This window comes from Eggerthella hominis (assembly GCF_014287365.1).
In the GTDB taxonomy this organism is placed as follows: Bacteria; Actinomycetota; Coriobacteriia; order Coriobacteriales; family Eggerthellaceae; genus Eggerthella; species Eggerthella guodeyinii.
Genome location: NZ_JACOOA010000013.1, coordinates 1 through 21106 on the forward strand (window position 1 = coordinate 1; position 21106 = coordinate 21106).

Genomic DNA, 21106 nt, shown 5'->3' on the forward strand with positions numbered 1-21106 from the left:
TTCATGCACTGCCTGCCGGCCACCCGCGGCGAGGAGGTGACCGACGAGGTCATGGACCATCCCGAGCGCTCGCTTTGCTGGGTGGAGGCCGAGAACCGCAAGCACTCCATCCGCGCGATACTGGCCTACCTCTGCCCCAAGGCGGAGGAGGACGCCGCCGTCGCCGACGCGGCCGAGGCCCGCATGAACGCGGTGCTGGGGAAGATCGGCAAGTAGGTTCCGGACGCGGCGTCCTCGCCGTCTTCGACGGTGCGGCGGCCGACCGCGGTCGCCGCACCGCTTCTGCACGAGCTACAGGAAGGATCTCACGATGAAAACGCGAGAGAAAGCAGTGAAAGAGGTGAAGTTTCGCCATGGCGTGCTGGCGCTCGGGGCGCTTGCGGTCGTCATGTTCGGCTGCGTGGTGGGGCTGGGGTCCGAGCCGCAGATCCCGCTGGTCATCGGGTGCGCCATCGCCGGCGGCATCGCCCTGTACCTGGGCCGCACGTGGGAGGACGTGCTCGATGCCATGCTCAAGGGCATCAACGACTCGATGGAGGCCGTGCTCATCCTGATGTGCATCGGCATGCTGGTGGGCGTGTGGATCCAATCGGGCACGGTTCCCACCATGATCTACTACGGCCTGATGGTGGTGACGCCCGAGCTGTTCCTGCCCATCGCCTTCGTGGTGACGCTTGTCGTCGGCGTCGTGCTGGGCTCGTGGGGCGCGGCCGGCACCATCGGCATCGCCTTCTTGGGCATCGCCGCCGCGCTGAACGTCCCACTGGGCATGGCTGCCGGTGCCATCGTCGCCGGAGCGTACGTCAGCGAGATCATCTCGCCGCTGGTCGACGGGCCGAACCTGGCCGCCGCCATCGCCGACTGCGGCGTGTTCGCGTTGTGCAAGCGCTTCCTCGTGCTGTGCCTCGTCACGTGCGCGGGCTGCACCGTCGTATACCTCGTGATTGGCATGAACCTTAACCTTGCGGGTTCCGCCGACGTATCGGGCCAGGTCGCGTCGCTGCTGACGGCGCTTGATGCGAACTACAACATCGGCCCCGTCACGCTCATCCCGCTCGCGGTGATGATCGTGTGCATCGCCCTGAAGGTGCCGGCCATCCCGTCCTTCCTCGTGGCCATCGCCTTCGGCATGCTCGAGGCGTGCACGCTGCAGGGCTCCGACCTGTCCACGGTGGTCGAGGTCGCCAACCTGGGCGTGGTGAGCAGCACCGGCTTCGCCGAGCTCGACGCGCTCCTGTCCAACGGCGGCATCCAGGAGATGATGAGCACCATCTCCATCGTCGTGCTCGTCATGGCCTTCGGTGGCATCATGCAGCACACGCACCTCATGGACGCGCTGGTCGATCCTATCGTCAGCCGCCTGCGTCGCTTCGCCCAGCTGGTCACGGCCACCGTGTTCTCGGGCGCGCTGTTCAACGTGCTGCTGCCTGACCAGTACCCGGCCATCACGCTGTCCACGCAGATGTACAGCAAGGAGTTCCGCCGTCGCGGCGTGGAGAACGAGGTGTGGGGCAACATCGTGAACTCGAGCGCCGGCATCACCTCGGTGCTCGTGCCGTGGAATACCTGCGCCGTGTACATGGTGACGGTGCTGGGCGTCCCGTGTCTCGCCTATGCGCCGTACGCGTTCTTCTGCTACCTGTATCCGCTGGTCATCATCGTGGCGGGCATGTTCTTCAGCCGGAAGCTCGGTTGGATTTCCCGGCCCGAAGCCGTCGAGCCCGACGCCGTCGCCGTGCGGGAGGGCTGCCCGGACGGCGTGACCGCCGCCCAAAACGCGTAACGAACCGGAGGCTCGCGCGACAGGTGCGCGCGGGCCTCGCTCGATGGAGCACTTCGCCCAGAGCGCATGGCCTGTGCGCCCCGCCCGAAGCGCCCCGCTCGCACGCGGCCGTCCGGCTTGCGTGAAGAGGGATTTCGGAAGTGAGGGATTCACATGAAGGGAAACTTGAAGGAGGCGCGAGGCCATGCGTGGCTCGTCGTGCTCGCCTGCGGGTTCATGATCTCGGGATCGATCGGCTTTCTCACGGTGGTTGCGGGCAACTTCTACGTGCCCGTCAGCGAGAGCCTCGGCGTGGAGGAGTCGTCGCTGACGCTCTACATGACCATCGTGTGCCTGGGGCAGGCGATCAGCATGCCCATCGCCGGGCGCGTGGTTCCCAAGATGAACATCGCCGTGCATATGACGCTGATCAACGCCGTGGAGGCGGCTGCTGTGGTGGTGATGTGCCTGTACAACGACGTGTCGCTGTGGTACGTCTCGGGCGCGATCGTGGGCATCTGCATGGGGTTCAACACCTCGGTGGGCATCGCCATCATCCTGAACAACTGGTTCTACAAGCGCACCGGTTTGGCCATCGGCATCGCCTGGGCGCTCGCCAGCGTGTGCAACGCCATCATGAGCCCCATCATCAACTCGGTGATCTCGACGGCCGGATGGCGCGTAGGCTACGTGGTGCTCGGCTTGTCGGCCGCCGTGCTCATGTGCGGCTCCTCCCTGTTCATCATCAGGCTGAAGCCCGAGGTGAAGGGCTACCTGCCATACGGGTACGCCGAGGTCGGCGCCGCCGCCGAGCAGGGATCGACCGAGGGCGTGGACTTCAAGCGAGCGGTGAAATCGCCCGCGTTCATCGCGCTCATCGCCGCGATGTGCCTGATCGTCATGACCACGGTGACCAACCAGCTGTTCCCCATGTACGGGACGTCGGTCGGGTTCGCCCCGCACGTGGGCAGCCTCATGGTTTCGGTGGCGATGCTGTGCGATATCGCCTGGAACCCGCTCATCGGCTGGACGTGCGACAAGTTCGGCCCGGCGCGCGCCGTGGTCATGTGGGCCTCGGTGACGGTGCTGTCGTTCGTGTGCCTGCTGTTCAGCTCCGCCTCGCCGGTCCTCGCCTGCATCGGCGCCGGCCTGAACGACTCGATGTATGCCGTGTTCGGCACGGGCATCGCCACGCTGACCATGGCGATGTTCGGCCACAAGGACTACGGCAAGATATACTCGCTGGTTCCGGCCATCGGCTATGTGCTGGGCTCCATGGGCGCCCCGCTGCTGACGTCGCTCTACGAGCAGACGGGAAGCTTCCAGTCCGTCTGGATCTTCTGCATCGTGTGCGACGTGGCGATAGCGATATTTGCGGTCGTAGCGATGAGATCCAGCAAGAAGCTCGCATGGAGTCGCGGGAACAGCCCCGCCATCGAAGAGCCCGTGTTCGAGAAGGTGGAAGAGCAGCCTGTTTTGGCGTGAGGAGAGGGAGGTTGCTACGGGAAGCCCCTGCTGCGGCTTGACGACAGAATGTTACGAAGGGCGCTTCGGACGGCTGGCTTTTTCGAGCTCTTGCGCGAGAAAGCCGTCCAGTTCGGAGCGCCCTGAAATGCCCAGCTTCTTGTACGTGTTGTGGGCGTGTGTCTTCACTGTCCCGACTGAGATGTACTCGCGTTCGCTGATAGCGCGGTTGCTCATGCCTTCGGCCAGCATGCGCAACATCTCCTCCTCGCGCTTCGTCAATCCGTAGCGGTGCGCCACGACGGGGATGAGGTCGGCTTCCGAAGCTTTCCGTTCCAGATACCTGCGGTAACGAAGATAGAGGAATCCCGCTGCCAGATACGCGCACCCCAGCACTTCCATAGGGACCCTCCGAAGCGGATATATGTTTGCTTGAACACCCTGAAAGGTGATGATCGAATCGGCGATCTCGCAAGCGACGAACACGGCCAGCGCTGCGGCCAGCGCGAAGGCTTCCGAGCGGTTTGATCGCACTGTGCGCACGAGCAGCATGCGCATGCCGAACATGACGACCCATAAGCGCAGCACGGTGGAGATGACCCATTCCGCTATGACCGAGACGGCGAAATCTGGGATGGTCCAGCTGACGACGGTTCCCAGGAAGCACATCATCCAAAAGGCCGCTTCTTGGTTCGGGTGGCTGCGGTCAAACGAGCTGGTCAGAATGAGGCGATAGCATAACAACATGGCCAGGCTCAGCGACGCGTAGACGTACGGTGCAGTTTCCTGCAGCCACGTGAGCGTAGCTTCGAATTCCGGGATGAAATCGAACATGTACAGCACGATGATGTCGATGAGATAGAGCAGATACAGCAAAGCCACGTACAGGAAGGTGCTGACGCCTTCTGCTCGGTACAGGCGCAGGTAGGTAGAGCAAAGGTAGAGGCTCGCGAAACTGATGGCTATGTTGTAGAAAAAGAGCAGGTACGTCATAGCTCCCCCTTTCGAGAATTTGATTATAAAAGGGTCGCCGGTTCGTTGTGCTCGGGCTTGCGAGGGAGACGGCGAAATACGAGGGTAGAAAAAATCTAAACCGCGTTCTAATCCCGTTTTGCCCTGTTCGCCGCATCGCGCACTTTCTATGGTGAGCGCATCGGGTTCGAAACGAGCCCTGAGAGAGCAAAGCCGAGTTCGAAGGGAGCGGGCATGGACAAGCGGCATAACGCGAAGGTGGAGGGACGCGATCGGGTGGGTCTGACGAGACGCTCGTTCGTTGCAAGTTCGGCGGTGATGACGTTGGGAGCGCTGGCGTGCCTTGCCGGTTGCAGCGTTCCGTCGAGCGGGAGCGGAGATCCATCGGCAGCGCCATCCGAACAGACTGCGGATGTGGTGTTCAGAAACGGGCACGTGCAAACAATGGTCAGCGAAGGAGACGTGGCAGAGGCGGTTGCAATACGGGGCAACGAGATCGTGTATGTGGGTGACGATGCCGGCGCAGAGGCCTTTATTGCGGACGGCACGAACGTCATCGACTTGGACGGGGCATTCCTGTCACCAGGATTCATGGACGGGCACATCCACGCACCGGGGACATGGCTCGATCAGCTGTTCAACGTGTACCTTGAGGGCATGAAAACGAACGACGAGTACCTGGCTGCCATCAAGTCGTTTGTGGACGCTCACCCCGAGATGGACGCGTACTTCGGGCGTCCGTTCATGCTGAACGCCTACCAACAGGCCGACGGTTCGAATCCCGGACCCAGCAAGACGGACCTCGATGCGATTTGCGCCGACAAGCCCGTGGTCATTACCGACGTGTCGGGGCATTCCGCGTGGGTCAACTCAAGAGCGCTCGAGTTGGCCGGCATCACCGCCGACACGCCGAACCCTGAAGGCGGAGTCATCTACCGCGATGCGAGCGGCGAGCCGTCCGGCTGTGTGACCGATGCGGCGTACGACCTCGTCTCGAGTGCAGTGCCGATGACCATCACGAACGAACAGATGGAAGAAGCGCTCGTTTCGTTTATGGAGGAAGCGAACTCGTACGGGGTGACGGGCATCACGAACATCACACGCGGCGGCCTCGACGTCAACGATCTGTATCGCCGAATGGAGCGCGAAGGTCGACTCAGTCTACGCATGCGCGTTGTGACGACGATGGATCCGCTGTACTCCTACCAGGACGTGTTCGACACCATCGCGTCGAGCGTTCCTCAGGATACCGACATGGTCAGCACGAACACGGTTAAGATCTTCTATGACGGCGTGACCGAGAGCGGTACGGCCGTCATGCTTGAGCCGTATCTGCCCGAAGCGGGCTTGGGAGATGGCTGGGTCGGTGAGCCTATCTGGCCGGATGCTGAGTTCCAGGAGATGGTCAAGAGCTTCGACGCCGCGGGCGTGCAGGTGCACGTCCATGCAATTGGGGACGGGGCGGTGCGGGCGACGCTCGACGCGTACGAGGCGGCGCGCGCGGAGAACGGGATGCGTGATGCGCGTCATACCATTACGCACGCTTGCGCGATCACCGACGACGACGTCAAGCGCATGGCCGATCTCGATATCGTCGGGGCGCTCCAATTCCTTTGGATGTACGGCGATTCGCTGTACGAGCTGGAGAAGGCGTACATCGGTGAGGAGCGTGCGCTGGCCATGTATCCCACGAAGGACATGCATGAGGCGGGCGTAGTCGTATCGGGTGCGTCCGACGCCCCGGTGACGCCTTATGTGGTGCTCGACGAGATCGAGGTGGGCGTCACCCGCAACAGCCCCTACGCCGGAGAAGACAACGCCGACATGCATCGCTGGCCCGAACAGGGGTTGACCGCCTACCAAATGCTCGAAGCGTACACGAAGAACGTCGCCTACCAGAACTTTATGGACGATCTCGTGGGGACCATTGAGGTGGGCAAGCGTGCCGATCTGGTGGTGCTCGCGCAGAACATCTTGGAAACCGATCCGCGCACTATCTCCGATACGAAGGTGCTCTATACCGTTTCCGACGGCCGCATCGTGTACGAAGGCTAACGCGGTGGGCGGGGCGGGGTCCCGCGCTGCGAACGTGGGACCCTGCCCTGAGCTTTGGGGCCGCGCTTCGAGTGTTTTAGCTCGGAGGAGTCTCCGTCTGAGCCGTCGTTTCTCGATCTTGCCCCGACGAAAGAAGCACGCTGCCATGCGGTACAATACCCCCATGAGCGAACCGGCATCCATCTTGATCATCGAGGACGACGCCGCCATCAACGAGGTGGTGGCGGTTCATCTGCGCCGCAGCGGCTTCGCGTGCACGCAGGCGTTCTCGGGCAGCGAGGGGCGGCTGCTGCTGGGCGGCGGCCAGCCGTTCGACCTCGTCGTCACCGACCTCATGATGCCCGGCTTGGCGGGCGAGGACGTCGTGCGGCTCGTGCGCGCAGGCGTCGACGTGCCCGTCATCGTGATGTCGGCGCGCACGACCGCCGCCGACAAAGTGGCCCTGCTCGAGCTGGGCGCCGACGACTACCTGACCAAGCCGTTCGACCTCGACGAGCTGCTCGCCCGCGTGCAGGTGCAGCTGCGCCACGCTCGAGCTCGCAGCAGCGCGCCGTCCGCTGCCGAGCCCCCTGCCGCCCGTCCCGACGCGCCGGGCGCCGCAGCTCCTCTGCATTACAAAGACTGGGAAGTCGACGCCGACGCCCGCACGTTGACGGTGCGCGGCGAGCAGGTGCGTCTCACGCGCCTCGAGTTCAACATCGTCGAAGCCCTCGTGCGCCGGCCGCGCAAGGCGTTCACGAAGAGCGAGCTGTTCGAGATCGCGTGGAACGAGGAGAGCGCCGTCGAGGAGAAGGCCATCAACGTGCATGTCAGCAACATCCGCACCAAGCTGCGCGCTGCCGGCTCCGCGGGCGAGATCGAGACGGTGTGGGGCGTCGGCTTCAAGCTGGCCGAATGACCGCGCCCTTCGCGCCGCGGGGTTCCGCCTCCGCCGCCGAGTCGCCCGCCGTACTGCCGCCCGTCGTACCGCCGCCCGCCGCGCCTGTTCTTACAACTTTCTTAACGTTTTCGGGAAGGTTCCCAAACCTCTTCTCCGTATCGTGGACGACAGGGTATCCACGGCAGGAAGGAGAATCGCATGCTGGCAATTGAGACGCGGGGCCTGAGCAAGGCCTATGGGAGACGCAACGTCGTCGACAGGCTGAACATGCATGTCGCGCAAGGCGACATCTACGGGTTCGTCGGGCGAAACGGCGCGGGCAAATCCACGACGATGAAGATGATGTGCGGCATGATCCGCCCGACGGCGGGGGAGGTGCGGCTGTTCGGCCGTCTGGCCGCCGACCCGTCGGGCGACGCCGAGTACGGCGAGGCCGTCCGCATCGGCGCGCTGGTGGAAAGCCCGGGGCTGTACCCCAACATGTCCGCGTTCGATAACATGCGCTGCAAGGCCATCGCGCTGGGCATCGTGGACGATGTGGAGGAAATCGAGCAGCTGCTGAGCATCGTGGGGCTGAACACTGCGGGCAGGAAGCGAACGGAGGACTACTCGATGGGCATGAAGCAGCGCCTCGGATTGGCGCTGGCGATGCTCGGCTCGCCCGACCTGCTGTTGCTGGACGAGCCGATGAACGGGCTGGACCCCGAGGGCGTGCGCGAGATGCGCAACCTTATCATCCGCTTGAACGAGCAGCGCGGCGTCACCGTGGTGGTGAGCTCGCACGTGCTCGACCAGCTGGGGCGCATCGCCACGCGCTACGGCGTGATCAACGCGGGCCGAATGGTATGCGAGATGACGGCGGACGAAGTGGCCCAGGCGTGCGGCGACTACCTGGTCGTGCGCACGGCCGAGCCGGAACGCACGCTGGCGCTGCTGGCCGAGGCGCATCCCGGCATCGCCTGCACGGCGTTGCCGGACGGGACGCTGCGCTTGCAGGACGCGTCGGAGGAACACGCAACGCTCGACGCGACCATGATCGGCACGTTCCTGGCTGCGAACAGCATCCCGGTGTACGAGCTGCGCGTCCACGAGCGCGATTTGGAGGATTACTTCCTCGAACTCATGGGAGGGGATGATACTCATGCTTAAGTACCTGCGCATGGATGTGTACCGCCTGGTCAAGAGCAAGACGCTGTACGTAACGCTCGGTATCGTCCTCGCTGCGGTAGCGTTTTCGGTGTATATGATGAGCACGGCGGCCACGCCCGGTCTTGGCGTGACGGGCGGGAGCGGCTCCTCGTCGATGGCGATCCAAAACGGCAAGGAGTTTGAAAGCTTCACGCGGATTCAGTCCGGTCTGTGGATCTGGACGATGGTCATCCTCGTTTCCGTGGTGGTCGCCCAGTTCTTCGCGCTTGATTTCTCAAGCGGCTTCGTGAAGAGCCTGCCCCTGTCGCGCCGGGATCGCTTGGGCTACTACAGCGGGAAGATCGTGTTCGTCATCCTGCTCTCGGCGGCGCTCTCGGTGTTCGGTATCGCGGTGTTCGAAATCTTTCTCAAGGCGGCAGGGTTCACGTACGCCCATGCGGACTCGGTCGCGGAAATCGCCGTCTGGTACGGGTTGCTGCTGCTGGTCCTTTGGACGTATGGAATGCTGGCCGCGACGGCAACCTGGCTGACGCGGAGCAGGGGCGTGGGCATCGTCGTCGCGATGCTCGCGAGCACTTCCGTTGCGTGGGAGCCCCTCGCTCGCGCAGCGGAGTGGCTTCCGTACGGCAGCTGCGTGCTGCTGAGGCAGGGCGGCCAGGCGCTGCTGGCGTCGCCGGGCGACGTGGGGCACATCCTCATCTCGTCCGGTGTCGTGCTCGTGGCGTGCGCGGCGGCGGCGTTGCGCGTGTGCGCTCGAAAGGACGTGTAGGCCATGGACGGGTTCGTGCTGGTCATCGTGGCCGTTGCGGCGGCAGCGGCGGGGGCGGGCATCGTCGCCTTGCGGTACGAGCGGGAGCTGCGCCGCATGGCGTGCTTCCTCGACCAGCGTGAACCCGCCGGAAGCGCCCGGATGACGACCGGCGTGCGCACGCGCGGCATGCTGTCGCTGGCGCGCGGGGTGAACGCCGAGCTTCGCGAACTGCAAGACGAGCGCATCGCCGCGCAGCAGGGGCGCCAGGCGTTCCAGACGGGGCTCACCTGCCTGTCCCACGACATCCGCACCCCGCTCGCTGGGGCGCAGGGCTACCTGCAGCTGGTGGACGGCGAGGAGGATCCAGCCGAGAAAGCGCGCTTCCTGAGCGCCGCCGCCCATCGGCTGGGCGATGTGCGGGCGCTGTTGGACGATCTGTTCTCGTTCGCGCAGGTGCATGATCCGTCGTTCGAGGTGGTCTGCGAGCCGATGAAGCCCGCCGACGTGGTGGGCGACGTGCTCATGGGCCTGTACCCGCAGTTTCGCGAGCGCGGTTGGGAGCCGAGCGTGACCCTCGACGACGAGGCGCTCGCGTTGGCCGACGCCGAGGCGCTCGCGCGCATCGTGCGCAACCTGGCGGCGAACGCCCTGCGCCACGGCGCGGCGGCGCCGGTCGTCGTGCAGGGCGGCGCGCGCATCTCGGTTGAGAACCGCGTGGCGAACCCTGACGCGCTCGACGTCGATCGCCTGTTCGAGCGCTTCTACCAGGGGGAAGGCTCCCGGTCGAGCGGCGGTGCCGGCTTGGGGCTGGCCATCGTCGCCCAGCTGGCCGCCGCCATGGGAGCCACCGTGGCGGCCGTCCTCGAAGGCGACCGCCTCCGCATCGAGGTGGCGCTGCGGGAAGGATGAGCGCCGGTCTCTCAATCCCTCACTAAAAAGATCATCATCGAGCCGTGAGTTTGCTAGAATGAACTCCTAGTTGAATCGGACGGGCGCGCTGAGACGCGCAGGGGCCGGCGCTCGGTGCGGCGAGAGGGATGATGGATATGGGCGATTCGGAAGAGCTGTCGCGTGCGAGCATTCCCGCTGTCGAGGCGATCAAGCCGGCGGCGCTCCAGGCGCTTGCGAGCGGGCGGGCGCGGTCGCTCGAATCGTTCGAGCACGAGACGGCGAAGCGCCTGGGCCTTTCGTCCAAGCAGCGAGCCTACCGCATTGGCGGCAGCGCCACGGCGCTCTTTTCCAACCGCTTCGAGAAGGCTCGATCGGAGCTTCATCGCGAAGGGCTGATCGAGTATCCGACGCGCGGAAAGGTTCGCTTGACCGAGGCGGGCCGTTCCGCCGAAGGCGAGAAGCCGGTGGCGTCGGTCGGCGATGCGCCTGCGACCGCCGCCGAGCCGGCGGCGACCGTGCCGATTGCCGCCTCAAGCGAGCCGTACGAACCCGGCTCGTTCGAAGGCGGCATCGTCGCTTTCCCGTCCGAGAAGAAGCCAGCTGCGCAGCTGCGGCCATGGCTGCCGCTGGCGTTGGCCGTCGTCGGCTTGCTGCTGTGCTTCACGGGCACGTTTGCGCTGCTGGGCGTGGCATGCGGCATCGGGTCGTTCGGGCTGTTCCTGCGCGATCGCAAGAGCTCGTCGGACGCGGGTTCGCTCAAGCTCGCCGCGCCGAGGGCGACGCTCGCGATGGGTGCGTGCTCGGTCTTGCTCGGCATCGTGATCATGGCCGGCGGCGCGGCGTCCGGGGGCAACCATGCGGACGTGCAGCAGCCTCCCGATCCCGCACCTGAACAGCAGGAACCGAAGGCGGCCGAGGAATCCGAGGAGCACGAGCTGAGCTTCGTCGTGGAGGCCGACGGCGAAGGCGAGGTGCCCGCGTCCGTCAAGGTGCGCGTCATCGGAACGCAGAAGGACGGCGCGAAGGTGAGCGATACGCGCGAGGCCGCCGTCGGCAAGACGTACGCGCTCCCGTATCCGGCTGGATCGTATGTCTTCGAAGTGGATGCCTCGTCGCTCGCGGCGGGGGACGTGCTGTTCAAGGCCGAGCGCGTCAGCTACTCCTTTGACGGCGCCGAAGACCATACGGTGCGCATCAGCGTGGCGCAAGACGTCGAGGCGATGGAGAAAGCGCAGGCGGAGAAGGCGGCGCAAGAGGAAGCGGAGCAACGGGCGGCGGAAGAGGCCGCCGCAGCCGAGGCCGCCGCAGCCGCAGCCGCTGAAGAAGAAGCCGCCGCGGCGGCCGCCGCCGAGCAGGAAGCCGCCGCGGCCGCTGCTGCGGCGAGCGGAGGAGGCGGTAGCGGGGGAGACACCGTGTACATCACGAACACGGGCGAGAAGTACCACCGCGACGGTTGCCGGTACCTGAAGAAGAGCAAGATCCCGATATCGCGCTCCGACGCCCTTGCCCAGGGTTACGACGCCTGTTCCGTGTGCAACCCGTAAGGGGTTCCGAGAGGCGCAGCGTTCCGCCTACCCGAAAACCTCGCACGCTGCGACGAGCCGGAGCTTCTCCTCGTCCACCTTGTCGCGCCCGTATGCGTCGAAGAACCGTTGGCGGTAGGCGTCGGTCTTGAGGTTGAACGTCAGGGTCCAGGCGCCCCAGAAGAGGTCGACGTGGGCGTCTCCGACGCCTCCGTTGCCGAGGTCGACGAATCCGCTGAACTCCCAATGGTCGAAGATGACATTCGGGAGGCAGTAGTCGCCGTGCAGGAGCGTGTCCGTCCGCAGCAGGCTTCGCTTCGCTTCCACGACGGCATACGCTTCGTCCGGATCCGCATAGCCCCAATTGTCGGGAAAGAGGGTCGCGTCATAGCGCTTCGCGCGATGGTTTCGCTCGACGACCTCCAGGTAGCGCTGCGTATGGTCGGACACGGGGCATCCGGCGGGATCGAGCGCGTGCAACAGGGCAAGCCGCTCGGCAAGCGCATCGCACAGGCGCGCAGGCTGCTCGAGATACGTTGCCGCCGCGCAGTCGCCGCCGGGCACCTTCTCGGTAAGAAGCCAGCTGCGCTCGCCGTCCGAGACGTACTCCACCACCCGCGCCGCCCAGCCGAGCTCATGAACATAGCAGGTCATCGCATACTCGCGGTCAAGCAGGACCGCAGGGCCCGTCTTGAGGAACAGGCCTTCGTCCCGATCCACGAAGATAACGCGCGCTTCGGGCGAGCAGCTGCTATCGTACAGCGATGCGCCCCTCAGGTACGGGCGCATCGCTGCGGGGTATTCCTCGATGTCGATGGATATCGGCTGCAAGTTCACGAAACGGCCTCCGGTCGCACCGCCTCTACGCGGGTCGAATCACCAGTTCTTGGATCAGGCTGTCGTCGAGGCTGCAGGAGCCGTCGGTGCAGTTCTCGATCTGGGCGAGGGCGTGGATGATGGTGCCGTTGTAGTCGGCGTAGAAGTTTACCGTGCGCTCGTTGACCACGCGGGGGTCCAGCATGCCGAAGCCGCCGAACGTGAACTTGTTGTGGTAGAACATCTCGATGGCGTTGCGGCCGTACAGAAACGAGTTCTGGCGCTTCACGATGGAGGGGCAGTAGTCGAACAGACGGCACTCCTCGGCGAAGCACGCGGCGAGCGCTTCGTGGTCCTTGTCCTGCATTGCAGAAACGAAATCGTTGATGACCATGGTCGCCTCCTAGTAGACTTTCTCGGAATTGAGCAGGGCGTCGGTGCCGCCGTCCACGAACAGGACCACCCCGTTGATGCCGCTGGCCTCGGGGCTGGCGATGAACGCCATGGAATTCGCGATCTCGATGGGATCCATGAGCGGCTCTTCGCCGAAGTGCGTGGGAACGGGGATGGCCTCCATGGCGGCGCGCTGCTCGGGCAGCATGTTGGACGTCATGGCGGTGCGCACGTTGCCCGGCGCGATGGCGTTCAGGCGCACGCCGCGCGAGCCCCAGTCGGGGCTCATGCGCCGCACCCAGCGGGCCAGCGCGTACTTCGTCGACGCGTAGTAGACGTGTCCGATGGCGGGATCGACGTCCTTCACCAGCTCGAGGATGCGGTCCTCGTCGGCGTGGTTGTTCAGCATGCCGGCCACGTCCATGCGCGCCGCGCCCTGGGCGATGGAGTTCGACGAGGTGACCACGCAGCTGCCGCCCTTTTTCTCCAGCAGGTCGAACACGCCGCGCGCCATCTCGGTGGCGCCGAAGTAGTTGAGCGAGATGATGAGCGAGATGGGCACCTTGCCGCCCGACACGCCCGCGTTGCAGATCATGGCGTCGATGCCTTCGGGGAAGCGCTCGTGCAGCTCGGCGATGGCGCCGGCGCGCCCTTCCTTCGTGGCGAGGTTGGCGTTGATGTCGCCGCCGTTGAGGTCGATGTTCACCACTTCGTGGCCGCGTTCGCGCAGGATCTCGGCCGTCTTCGCGCCGATGCCGCTCGAGGCGCCGGTGATGACGTAGATGCCCATGAGCCGTCCTTTCATGCCGTCTGAACCGATGGAAAACTTATTGATACGCAATACTATTACGGTGCAAATCATAGCATTCCGCGCGGTTCGCACGACGGTTTCAAGGCCAGCGGTAGGCGAACCGTCATGCTCGGCGCCGCCGCTCGGCGGGCGGTTCGCCGTCGGCGGCGTCGGTCAAGCGCGCACCCGTCGAGCGCGCGCGGCCGCTGCGCGCGGATGCGGGAGGCGGTCGAGCACCGCCGTGGCCACCGTGCCGGTGAGGAAGCCCGCCACCACGCCCGTTACCAGCAGAACAGGCAGGTAGAATGCGATTTCAGGCGTGCCGGTGACCGCGACGGCCACCGCGATCTGCCCGATGTTGTGCGCGGTCGCGGCCACCATGGCGCAGAGCCGCACGCGCTCCGTCGAGGAGAAGCGGACGAAGAGGAGCGTCACCGCCAGCGCGCAGGCGCCGCCCACGAGGCTGAACGGCAGCGTGGCCAGCTGGCCGGTGAGGAAAGCCGCCAGCACGATGCGCACGCCCAGCACCACCGCCGCGTCGATGGGGCCCAACCAGAACGCGGCCGCCACCGTCACGATGTTCGCGACGCCCAGCTTCATGCCCGGCACGGGCAGCGGGATCGGGATGAGCGACTCGAGCGCGGTCAGCGCGAGCGCGAGCGCCGCCAGCAGCGCGCAGCGGCAGACGCGCAGGCTCGTAGGGGGCGCGGCGCTCGCGCGTCCGGCGCTAACGCGCCACGGCGTCGATGCCATCGGCGGCACCTCCTTCGCGCGCCACGGTGATGGTCAGCCCGTGCGGCACGCACGCGATGGGCGTGCCGGGACCGTCGATCCAGCCCGTGCGCACGCACACCTCGTCGGGGCAGTCGGCCTCGGCGACCCTGATGCGCCCGGGCTCCACCGCCACCACGTTCACGCCGCGCCTGTCGTCGAGCCGCAGCGTGTAGGGCTCGTCCACGGCGTCGAGGTCGATGGTGTCGACGACCGCGCCGTCGCGCGCGATGGTGGCCACGGCGTGCCCGCCGGGATGGGCGGCGTCGGCGGCGTGCGCCAGCGCGAACCCGCCGACGGCCACGGCCAGCACGGCGGCGGCGAACAGCAGCTCGGCTTTTCCCGCGCGGCGCTTCATGGGCGCTCCTCGACGCTCACGCGGCCGGCGTACCCTTCGGCGGCGGTGAACGATGCGGCGACGCCCTCGGTGACGCGCACGCTCCCGTCGTTGCCGACGAGCACGAGGTCGAACGCGTCCTCGCCGCCCGCCGCGCGCCACAGGGCGAGCGCGCCCTCCGTGCCCAGCACGTAGCACGCGGTGGACAGCGCGTCGCAGCGCGCCCCGTTCGGGCCGACGACGCTGACGGACGCGAGGTCGGAGGCGGCGGGATAGCCGGTGGCGGGGTCGAGCAGGTGGTGGTAGCGCGTGCCGCCCTCGTCGAAGAAGCGCTGGTAGGCGCCCGACGTGGACACGGTGGCGTCCTGCACGGAAAGCGCGCCCGCCAGCCGGTCGGGGGCGCTCGGGTCGGCGATGCCCACCTTCCAGAGGCTGCCGTCGGGCTTCGATCCGAGGGCGGTCACGTTGCCGCCGAGGTCGAACAGCGCCGAGGTCACGCCGCGCTCGCGCAGCAGCGCCGACAGCTCGTCGGCGGCGAAGCCCTTGGCCACGCCTCCCACGTCGATCTGCGCGCCGCCGTCCAGCGTGATGGTGCCCGCCGCCTCGTCCACCTGCACGGCGCCGTAGCCCACGCGCGCCAGCAGCGCCGCGATCTCGTCGGGGGCGGGAACGCGATGATCGCCGTCGGTGAAGCCCCAGGCGTCCGTCAGCGGGTACACGGTGGGGTCGAACGCGCCGCCCGTCTCGCGCGCCGCGTCGAGCGCCTCGTCGACGAGCGCGCCCACGGACGCGGACACCTCCACCGGCGCGCCGCCCGCGGCGTTCGCCCGCGCAAGCTCGCTGCCCTCGCCGGCGAGCGCCAGCAGCGCGTCCAGCTCGCGCACGCGCTGCTGGCAGGCGTCTGCGGCCCCGTCGGCCGCCGCCTGGTCGGCGGCGTGCACGGTGAGGGTCATGCCGGTGTCCATGGCCGTGAACGCGCGCGTGGCGGTGGCTGCATCCGCGCTGCCGGCCCCGTTCTCGGCCACGCCGCCGCCCGCCGCGCAGCTGACCAGCCCCGCCGCCAGCCCCATGCCCACCGCGCCGACCAGCGCGCACGCCATCGCAGCGCGCAGCGCTCGCCCGGCCCCGAGGGGGCGGGGCGAGCGGGCGGCGCGGCTCTGTCGCGGGATGGTCGTCATGGGCGTCGCTTCATCGCATCATTGGAACACGAGCTTGCCGATGGCGTGGGTCGGGCACGTCTCGACGCAGGTTCCGCAGCCGATGCACGTGGCCGCGTCGATGCGCGCGAGGTTGTTCTCCACGGTGATCGAGGAGGTGGGGCATGCCTTCGCGCACTTCTGGCAGCCGATGCAGCCCACGCTGCACACCTTGCGCGTCTTCGCGCCCGGCATGGTGTTCTTGCACGTCACCACCGACGCGGTGGGCGCGGAAGCCTGGTCCACCAGCGAGATGATGCCACGCGGGCAGATCTTCGCGCAGGTGCCGCACCCGGTGCAGGCGGCCGTGTCGATGCGCGCCACGCCGTTCTTCACGACGATGGCGTCGAACGGGCAGGCCTGGGCGCAGTCGCCGAACCCGAGGCACCCGAACGGGCACGACAGGCTGCTGTACGACAGCGTGCTGAACACGCGGCAGCTGGGCACGCCCTTGAACACGAGCTGCGGGTCGATGTGGTCGAGCGACCCCTGGCAGGCCACGAACGCCTCGCGCTGCACCACGCCGGTGGACTCCACGCCCAGAAACGCGGCCAGCTCGGCCGCCACGCGGTCGCCGCCGGCCGTGCAGGCGTTCGGCGGGGTGCCCGCCATCATGGCCTTCGCGTACTGCTCGCAGCCGGCGTAGCCGCACGAGCCGCAGTTGACGCCCGGCAGGATGCTCGTGAGGTAGGTGAGGCGCTCGTCTTCGCCGATGGCCAGCTTCTTCGAGACGATCAGCAGCAGCACCGACCCGACGAGGCCGACGGCGGCCATGAGCACGACGGTCCAAACGATGGTGTCCATTCGCTTCCTCCCTTCCTACAGCACGCCGAACAGGTTGTCCACCACGCCGGCGAAGCACATGAAGCTCAAAGACACGAACGCGGCGGAGATCAACGTGATGGGCATGCCCTTGAACGCCTTGGGCGGCTCGGCCTCGTCCACGCGGCGGCGCACGCCGCTGAACAGCACCATCGCCAGCAAAAAGCCCAGGCCGGCGCCGAGCGCGCACACGAGCGCCTGCGGATAGTTGTACCCCTCGTCCACGGCGAGGATGGTCACGCCCAGCACGGCGCAGTTCGTGGTGATGAGCGGCAGGTACACGCCCAACGCCTCGTGCAGCGCGGGGAAGAAGCGCTTGATGACGATCTCGAGCATCTGCACCAGCACGGCGATGACGAGGATGAACGCGATGGTTTGGAGGTATCCCAACCCCAGCGTGTTCAGCAGCTGCTGCAGGGGCCAGGTGACGGCGGTGGCGATCACCATGACCACGGTCACGGCGCAGCCCATCCCGACGGCCGAGTCGAGCTTCTTCGACACCCCGAGGAACGGGCAGATGCCGAGGAACTTCACCAGCACGTAGTTGTTGACGAGGATCATGCTGAACAGGATCGCGGCGAACTCGGCCATTATGCCTCACGCTCCTTCAGGTCGCACATCTGGCACGACGCGCACGCGTCTTCCTGCGAGGCGATGGCGTCCTCCTCGGGTTCGCCCGCGCGGCGCTTGCGGCGCATCTCGATGGTCACCGAGACGGCGATGAGCACGCCCAGCACGGCGAAGCCGCCCGGGGGCATGATGAACACGCTCATGGGCTCCATGACGCCTAAGAGGATGGGGAAGCCCAGCAGCGTGCCCGCGCCCAGCAGCTCGCGGATGGCCGACATGAGGATCAGCGTGATGGTGAAGCCCACGCCCATCCCCAAGCCGTCGAGCGCGGCGTCCTTCACCGGGTGCTTCGACGCGAACACCTCGGCGCGTCCCAGCACGATGCAGTTCACCACGATGAGCGGCAGGTAGATGCCGAGCGCCTGGTTGAGGTCGGGGAGGTACGCCTCGATGATCATCATCGTGAGCGTCACGAACCCGGCGATGACGGTGATGAAGGCGGGCAGGCGCATGGTGGTGGGGATGATGTTGCGCAGCAGCGACACGACGATGCCGGAGCACACGAGCACGAACGTGGTGGCCACGCCCATGCCGATGCCGTTCGTCACCGCGGTGGTGACGGCGAGGGTGGGGCACAGGCCCAGCATCTGGCGCAGCGTGGGGTTCTCGATGAGCAGCCCCTTGCTGAACACGGAGAGCGCCGAAGGTTTCTCGTTGACGGCTGCCATCATGCGGCTCCCTTCTCCGTCGAGGCGGCGGCGGGCGCGGAGGCGTCGCCGGTCGTGGTCCGGTAGGCTTCGATGGCCTCGTTGAGCGCGGCGAGCGCGGCCTTCGACGAGATGGTGGCGCCTGTGATGGCGTCGATGTCGTCGAGGGTCATCGGCTCGGCGGCGCGCCCGATGAACTGGTCGGTGAACGCGGCGTCCTTCACCTTCGTGCCCAGGCCGGGCGTCTCGGTGTTGTCCATGCCGATGACGTTCGTGATGACGCCCTCGTCGTCGAAGGCGACGGCCATCGGCACCTGGCTCGAGTACCCCTTCGCCTGCGCGGTGATGGCGAAGCCTTTGCCGTCGGCCGCCTCCATGCAGGCCGTCACGCCGGGCACGTCGCATTCGAGCGCGACGAAGTCGGACGCCTCGGGGATGAGGGACGAGTACGTGGCCCAGGCGCGCGCCTCACGGTTCGCCATGATGGTGGGCAGCGTGAGGTTGTTCACGGTGCCTAGCAAAAATCCCACGATGGCGCAGATCACCACGAGGACGACGGCCGGCTTCAGGACGCTGCTCCACAGGGAGGCCTTTTCGGCGGATGCGGGAGCGGTCATCGTTCGCCTCCTTCCTTCCTCGCGCGGGCGAAGCGGCGCTTCTTCGCGCCGCCGAGCGGCGTGGTGGCCGTGAGCGAGTCGATGTAGGGAACCACGAGGTTCATGAGCAGGATGGAGTACGCCACGCCCTCGTCCATGTTGCCCCAGAAGCGGATGAGGCACGTGATGAGCCCCAGCCCGACGCCGAAGATGAGCTGCCCCTTGAACGACGTGGGCGACCCCACGTAGTCGGTGGCCATGAACACGGCGCCCAAAAGCAGGCCGCCCGAGAACACCTGGGTGGACACGTCGTGGCCGGTGAGCAGGCTGAGCACGATCACCGTGCCCACGTACACGCCCGGGATGGTGAACGTGATGGTGCGCGTGGCCAACAGCCAGATGAGGCCCAGCAGGATGGCCGCGCCGCACGTCTCGCCCAGCACGCCGGGATGCACGCCGAACAGCAGGTCCATGAACGGCAGCTGCGCGGCGCCCGGGGCCAGCGGGGTGGCCGAGCTCACGGCGTCGACGGCGGCCGCGCCGGGCAGGAAGCCCTGCGGCGCCGCGTAGTTCGTCATGGCCGCGGTGAACGATACCGACAGCACGATGCGGGCCACGATGGCCGGGTTCGCGAAGTTGCGCCCGATACCGCCGAACAGCTCCTTCACCACGACGATGGCCACGAACGAGCCGATCACCGCCATGTACAGCGGGATGGTGGAGGGCAGGTTAAACGCCAGCAGCAGGCCGGTGACCACGGCGGACAGGTCGCCCACCGTCTGGGGGGTCTTGCGCAGCCGGCACCACAGGTATTCGAACAGCACGCAGGCGAGCGTCGTGACGGCGGTCACCAGCAGCGCCTGCCAGCCGAAGATCACGAACGAGGCGACCAGCGTGGGCGCGAGCGCAATCAGTACGTTCAGCATCACCTTCTGCGTGGTGATGCCGTCGAACACGTGCGGCGCCGTTGAGAGGATGAGCGGTCGTTTCTCCGTAGGTTCCATCTAGCCCCTCCTCGCCATCTCGGCGCGCATGAAGTCGCGCGCCAGCTTGCTCGTCTGGGCGAGCGGCTGCTTGGCCGGGCACACGTACGAACAGGTGCCGCAGCCCATGCAGAGATCCGCCATGAGCTTGTCCAGCTTGTCCGCGTCCTGCGTTGTGTACGCCTTCTTGATGGCGATGGGCGACAGCTGCATGGGACACGAGTTCGTGCAGCGCCCGCAACGGATGCAGGCGGTGGTGACCGGTTGCTCCATGGCCTCTTCGCTGAACACGAGCAGGCCGCCGTTTTGGCGGACGAGCGGGTAGTCGAGGTCGATCTGCGCATTGCCCATCATGGGGCCGCCCACGATGATCTTATGCGGCTCCTTGGCCAGCCCGCAGTAATCGACGATGTCGCGGATGCGCGTGCCGATGACCACTTCCACGTTCTGCGGACGGGCCACGGCGTCGCCCGTCACGGTGACGCGGCGCTTGATGAGCGGCATGCCCGTGCGCAGGAAATGCCCGATCATGGACATGGTGGTGACGTTGAACAGCATGACGCCCACGTCGGTCTGGCGCTTGCCGCGCGGCACCACGCGCCCGGTGACGTTGTACACCAGCACGTTCTCGGCGCCCTGGGGGTACATGCCGGGAAGCGCGCGCACCTCGATGTTGTCGTCGGCCGACGTGCGGGCGCGCATGTAGTCGATGGCCTGGGGCTTGTCGTCCTCGATGCAGATGATGGCCTGCGGCACGCCCAGCAGCTTGAGGCAGGCGCGGATGCCGTGCAGCAGCGAGTCGGCGTGCTCCATCATCTCGCGGAAGTCGGTGGACAGGTACGGCTCGCACTCGGTGGCGTTCACGAGCCACGTGTCGATCTCGTCCAGGTTGGGCGGCGCCAGCTTCACGTCGGTGGGGAAGCCCGCGCCGCCCAAACCCACGATGCCGCTCTTCTTCATAGCCTCGAGCAGCGTGTCCCGATCGATGACGTTCGGCGGCGCGATGTCGGACGAGACGGTCTGCGCTCCGTCGGCCTCGATGACCACGGTGGTGTCGGTTTTGCCGGTGGAGTAGAACACCGGCTGGATGGCTTTGACGGTGCCCGAGACGCCGGAGAAGATGTCGGCGGACAGACCGCGCGGCGCGTGCCCGACGAGGGTGCCCACGTCAACGTGGTCGCCCTTCTTCACCACCGGCTCGCACAGCGCGCCGATGTGCTGCTGCATGGGCAGCACGATCTCGCGCGGTAGCGGCATGACGGTCGTCTCGAAATCCGCCGTCTCCTTGTGGTGGGGGACGGCGGCGCCCCGCATGCGGCGGAACCGCGAGAGCAAGGTTGTGGCGTTCATCGGCAAGTTCACTCCCCCCGAAGTGCGTTGGCTGGCGTGGTCGGTCGGTGTGCGGATAGGGTCGAGCGTCACCCGGCCGCTGCGGGGTGAGGTGAAGCGCCCAACTTGTTGCTTTGAGATGCTGGCCATCCTACGTGAGCGGGTCATCGGATGCCAGGAATCGTCGGTGAAGGGAAACCACGTCGCGCGCCAAAGGCGCAGGCGAAATCCGGCCGTGCGCATTTCCCCGGTGGACGGCGCCGCCTTTCTCCGCGCGGCCATCGGCGCGCTCCGCTTGCGGGCAGGCTGTCCGCAAGCCCCTCGCCAAGCCCCAGCTCTCGATGCGACC

The 21106-nt window shown here is 66.6% G+C and carries 21 protein-coding genes and 1 pseudogene; 9 read left to right on the plus strand and 13 right to left on the minus strand.

The features are described 5' to 3' along the window. The 3 genes and pseudogenes from H8S61_RS16900 to H8S61_RS16910 all read left to right on the plus strand — a co-directional run. Positions 1-216 (plus strand): annotated as a pseudogene (locus H8S61_RS16900) (putrescine carbamoyltransferase); the annotation flags it as partial. A 94-nt stretch (positions 217-310) separates the two neighbouring features. Next, on the plus strand, positions 311-1783 hold the full coding sequence (locus H8S61_RS16905) for a Na+/H+ antiporter NhaC family protein (RefSeq protein ID WP_186939808.1): 1473 nt from the start codon (positions 311-313) through the stop codon (positions 1781-1783). Between the two features lie 153 nt (positions 1784-1936). Further along, the gene (locus tag H8S61_RS16910) at positions 1937-3247 is read left to right on the plus strand and encodes an MFS transporter (RefSeq protein WP_186939809.1); all 1311 of its coding nucleotides are present in this window, start codon (positions 1937-1939) and stop codon (positions 3245-3247) included. 51 nt (positions 3248-3298) lie between these two features. Here H8S61_RS16910 and H8S61_RS16915 read toward each other — a convergent pair whose 3' ends face one another. Beyond that, positions 3299-4219: a helix-turn-helix domain-containing protein gene (locus tag H8S61_RS16915; protein ID WP_186939810.1), complete on the minus strand. Its 921-nt coding sequence runs from the start codon at positions 4217-4219 to the stop codon at positions 3299-3301. 213 nt (positions 4220-4432) lie between these two features. Between H8S61_RS16915 and H8S61_RS16920 the strand changes: the two genes are divergently transcribed. From H8S61_RS16920 to H8S61_RS16945, 6 genes are all read left to right on the plus strand, one after another. Next, entirely contained in the window at positions 4433-6253 is a 1821-nt protein-coding gene (locus tag H8S61_RS16920) for an amidohydrolase (protein WP_186939811.1), read from the plus strand. 145 nt (positions 6254-6398) lie between these two features. Then, entirely contained in the window at positions 6399-7151 is a 753-nt protein-coding gene (locus tag H8S61_RS16925) for a response regulator transcription factor (RefSeq protein WP_255466686.1), read from the plus strand. A 180-nt stretch (positions 7152-7331) separates the two neighbouring features. Further along, complete coding sequence (locus H8S61_RS16930) at positions 7332-8282, plus strand: ABC transporter ATP-binding protein (RefSeq protein WP_186939812.1); 951 nt, start codon at positions 7332-7334, stop codon at positions 8280-8282. Next, the gene (locus H8S61_RS16935; RefSeq protein ID WP_186939813.1) at positions 8275-9051 is read left to right on the plus strand and encodes a hypothetical protein; all 777 of its coding nucleotides are present in this window, start codon (positions 8275-8277) and stop codon (positions 9049-9051) included. Before H8S61_RS16930 ends, H8S61_RS16935 begins: the two co-directional genes overlap by 8 nt. A gap of 3 nt (positions 9052-9054) precedes the next feature. Then, complete coding sequence (locus H8S61_RS16940; protein WP_186939814.1) at positions 9055-9942, plus strand: sensor histidine kinase; 888 nt, start codon at positions 9055-9057, stop codon at positions 9940-9942. A gap of 137 nt (positions 9943-10079) precedes the next feature. Further along, positions 10080-11468, plus strand: coding sequence for a winged helix-turn-helix domain-containing protein (locus H8S61_RS16945; protein WP_186939815.1), 1389 nt, complete (start codon positions 10080-10082; stop codon positions 11466-11468). A gap of 27 nt (positions 11469-11495) precedes the next feature. Here the strand turns inward: H8S61_RS16945 and H8S61_RS16950 are convergent, their stop codons facing one another. The 12 genes from H8S61_RS16950 to rsxC all read right to left on the minus strand — a co-directional run bounded on the left by H8S61_RS16950 (position 11496) and on the right by rsxC (position 20778). Beyond that, positions 11496-12284 (minus strand): aminoglycoside 3'-phosphotransferase, encoded by a 789-nt coding sequence (locus tag H8S61_RS16950; protein ID WP_222617772.1) that lies wholly within the window; start codon positions 12282-12284, stop codon positions 11496-11498. A 25-nt stretch (positions 12285-12309) separates the two neighbouring features. Continuing rightward, positions 12310-12657: a hypothetical protein gene (locus tag H8S61_RS16955; RefSeq protein ID WP_186939816.1), complete on the minus strand. Its 348-nt coding sequence runs from the start codon at positions 12655-12657 to the stop codon at positions 12310-12312. Between the two features lie 9 nt (positions 12658-12666). Continuing rightward, positions 12667-13446, minus strand: coding sequence for an SDR family oxidoreductase (locus H8S61_RS16960; protein WP_154333624.1), 780 nt, complete (start codon positions 13444-13446; stop codon positions 12667-12669). Between the two features lie 174 nt (positions 13447-13620). Beyond that, a complete protein-coding gene (locus H8S61_RS16965; protein WP_186939817.1) occupies positions 13621-14199 on the minus strand; it encodes a Gx transporter family protein in 579 nt (192 codons plus the stop codon). Beyond that, positions 14174-14575 carry a NusG domain II-containing protein gene (locus H8S61_RS16970; RefSeq protein WP_186939818.1) on the minus strand — a complete coding sequence of 134 codons (402 nt, stop codon included), beginning with the start codon at positions 14573-14575 and terminating at the stop codon, positions 14174-14176. Before H8S61_RS16970 ends, H8S61_RS16965 begins: the two co-directional genes overlap by 26 nt. Continuing rightward, positions 14572-15732 carry an FAD:protein FMN transferase gene (locus H8S61_RS16975; protein WP_186939819.1) on the minus strand — a complete coding sequence of 387 codons (1161 nt, stop codon included), beginning with the start codon at positions 15730-15732 and terminating at the stop codon, positions 14572-14574. Before H8S61_RS16975 ends, H8S61_RS16970 begins: the two co-directional genes overlap by 4 nt. An 18-nt stretch (positions 15733-15750) precedes the next feature. Further along, positions 15751-16554 (minus strand): RnfABCDGE type electron transport complex subunit B, encoded by an 804-nt coding sequence (locus H8S61_RS16980; protein WP_160942548.1) that lies wholly within the window; start codon positions 16552-16554, stop codon positions 15751-15753. A 15-nt stretch (positions 16555-16569) separates the two neighbouring features. Further along, positions 16570-17163: an electron transport complex protein RnfA gene (locus H8S61_RS16985; protein ID WP_154333629.1), complete on the minus strand. Its 594-nt coding sequence runs from the start codon at positions 17161-17163 to the stop codon at positions 16570-16572. After that, the gene (gene rsxE, locus H8S61_RS16990; protein ID WP_255466688.1) at positions 17163-17873 is read right to left on the minus strand and encodes an electron transport complex subunit RsxE; all 711 of its coding nucleotides are present in this window, start codon (positions 17871-17873) and stop codon (positions 17163-17165) included. Before rsxE ends, H8S61_RS16985 begins: the two co-directional genes overlap by 1 nt. Further along, positions 17870-18466, minus strand: coding sequence for an RnfABCDGE type electron transport complex subunit G (locus tag H8S61_RS16995; RefSeq protein ID WP_186939820.1), 597 nt, complete (start codon positions 18464-18466; stop codon positions 17870-17872). Before H8S61_RS16995 ends, rsxE begins: the two co-directional genes overlap by 4 nt. Then, a complete protein-coding gene (locus H8S61_RS17000) occupies positions 18463-19449 on the minus strand; it encodes an RnfABCDGE type electron transport complex subunit D (RefSeq protein WP_186939821.1) in 987 nt (328 codons plus the stop codon). The genes H8S61_RS16995 and H8S61_RS17000 overlap by 4 nt, the downstream gene beginning before the upstream one ends. Next, positions 19450-20778, minus strand: coding sequence for an electron transport complex subunit RsxC (gene rsxC, locus H8S61_RS17005; protein WP_186939822.1), 1329 nt, complete (start codon positions 20776-20778; stop codon positions 19450-19452). Between the last annotated feature and the right edge of the window lie 328 nt (positions 20779-21106).

Bases quoted from the DNA above. Each gene is read 5' to 3' on its own strand.
- H8S61_RS16915 (WP_186939810.1), bottom strand. From the start codon at position 4,219: ATGACGTACCTGCTCTTTTTCTACAACATAGCCATCAGTTTCGCGAGC.
- H8S61_RS17000 (WP_186939821.1), bottom strand. From the start codon at position 19,449: ATGGAACCTACGGAGAAACGACCGCTCATCCTCTCAACGGCGCCGCAC.
- H8S61_RS16920 (WP_186939811.1), top strand. From the start codon at position 4,433: ATGGACAAGCGGCATAACGCGAAGGTGGAGGGACGCGATCGGGTGGGT.
- H8S61_RS16995 (WP_186939820.1), bottom strand. From the start codon at position 18,466: ATGACCGCTCCCGCATCCGCCGAAAAGGCCTCCCTGTGGAGCAGCGTC.
- H8S61_RS16905 (WP_186939808.1), top strand. From the start codon at position 311: ATGAAAACGCGAGAGAAAGCAGTGAAAGAGGTGAAGTTTCGCCATGGC.
- rsxE (WP_255466688.1), bottom strand. From the start codon at position 17,873: ATGATGGCAGCCGTCAACGAGAAACCTTCGGCGCTCTCCGTGTTCAGC.
- H8S61_RS16945 (WP_186939815.1), top strand. From the start codon at position 10,080: ATGGGCGATTCGGAAGAGCTGTCGCGTGCGAGCATTCCCGCTGTCGAG.
- H8S61_RS16965 (WP_186939817.1), bottom strand. From the start codon at position 14,199: ATGGCATCGACGCCGTGGCGCGTTAGCGCCGGACGCGCGAGCGCCGCG.
- rsxC (WP_186939822.1), bottom strand. From the start codon at position 20,778: ATGAACGCCACAACCTTGCTCTCGCGGTTCCGCCGCATGCGGGGCGCC.
- H8S61_RS16910 (WP_186939809.1), top strand. From the start codon at position 1,937: ATGAAGGGAAACTTGAAGGAGGCGCGAGGCCATGCGTGGCTCGTCGTG.
- H8S61_RS16985 (WP_154333629.1), bottom strand. From the start codon at position 17,163: ATGGCCGAGTTCGCCGCGATCCTGTTCAGCATGATCCTCGTCAACAAC.
- H8S61_RS16940 (WP_186939814.1), top strand. From the start codon at position 9,055: ATGGACGGGTTCGTGCTGGTCATCGTGGCCGTTGCGGCGGCAGCGGCG.
- H8S61_RS16970 (WP_186939818.1), bottom strand. From the start codon at position 14,575: ATGAAGCGCCGCGCGGGAAAAGCCGAGCTGCTGTTCGCCGCCGCCGTG.
- H8S61_RS16980 (WP_160942548.1), bottom strand. From the start codon at position 16,554: ATGGACACCATCGTTTGGACCGTCGTGCTCATGGCCGCCGTCGGCCTC.
- H8S61_RS16925 (WP_255466686.1), top strand. From the start codon at position 6,399: ATGCGGTACAATACCCCCATGAGCGAACCGGCATCCATCTTGATCATC.
- H8S61_RS16955 (WP_186939816.1), bottom strand. From the start codon at position 12,657: ATGGTCATCAACGATTTCGTTTCTGCAATGCAGGACAAGGACCACGAA.
- H8S61_RS16935 (WP_186939813.1), top strand. From the start codon at position 8,275: ATGCTTAAGTACCTGCGCATGGATGTGTACCGCCTGGTCAAGAGCAAG.
- H8S61_RS16930 (WP_186939812.1), top strand. From the start codon at position 7,332: ATGCTGGCAATTGAGACGCGGGGCCTGAGCAAGGCCTATGGGAGACGC.
- H8S61_RS16975 (WP_186939819.1), bottom strand. From the start codon at position 15,732: ATGACGACCATCCCGCGACAGAGCCGCGCCGCCCGCTCGCCCCGCCCC.
- H8S61_RS16960 (WP_154333624.1), bottom strand. From the start codon at position 13,446: ATGGGCATCTACGTCATCACCGGCGCCTCGAGCGGCATCGGCGCGAAG.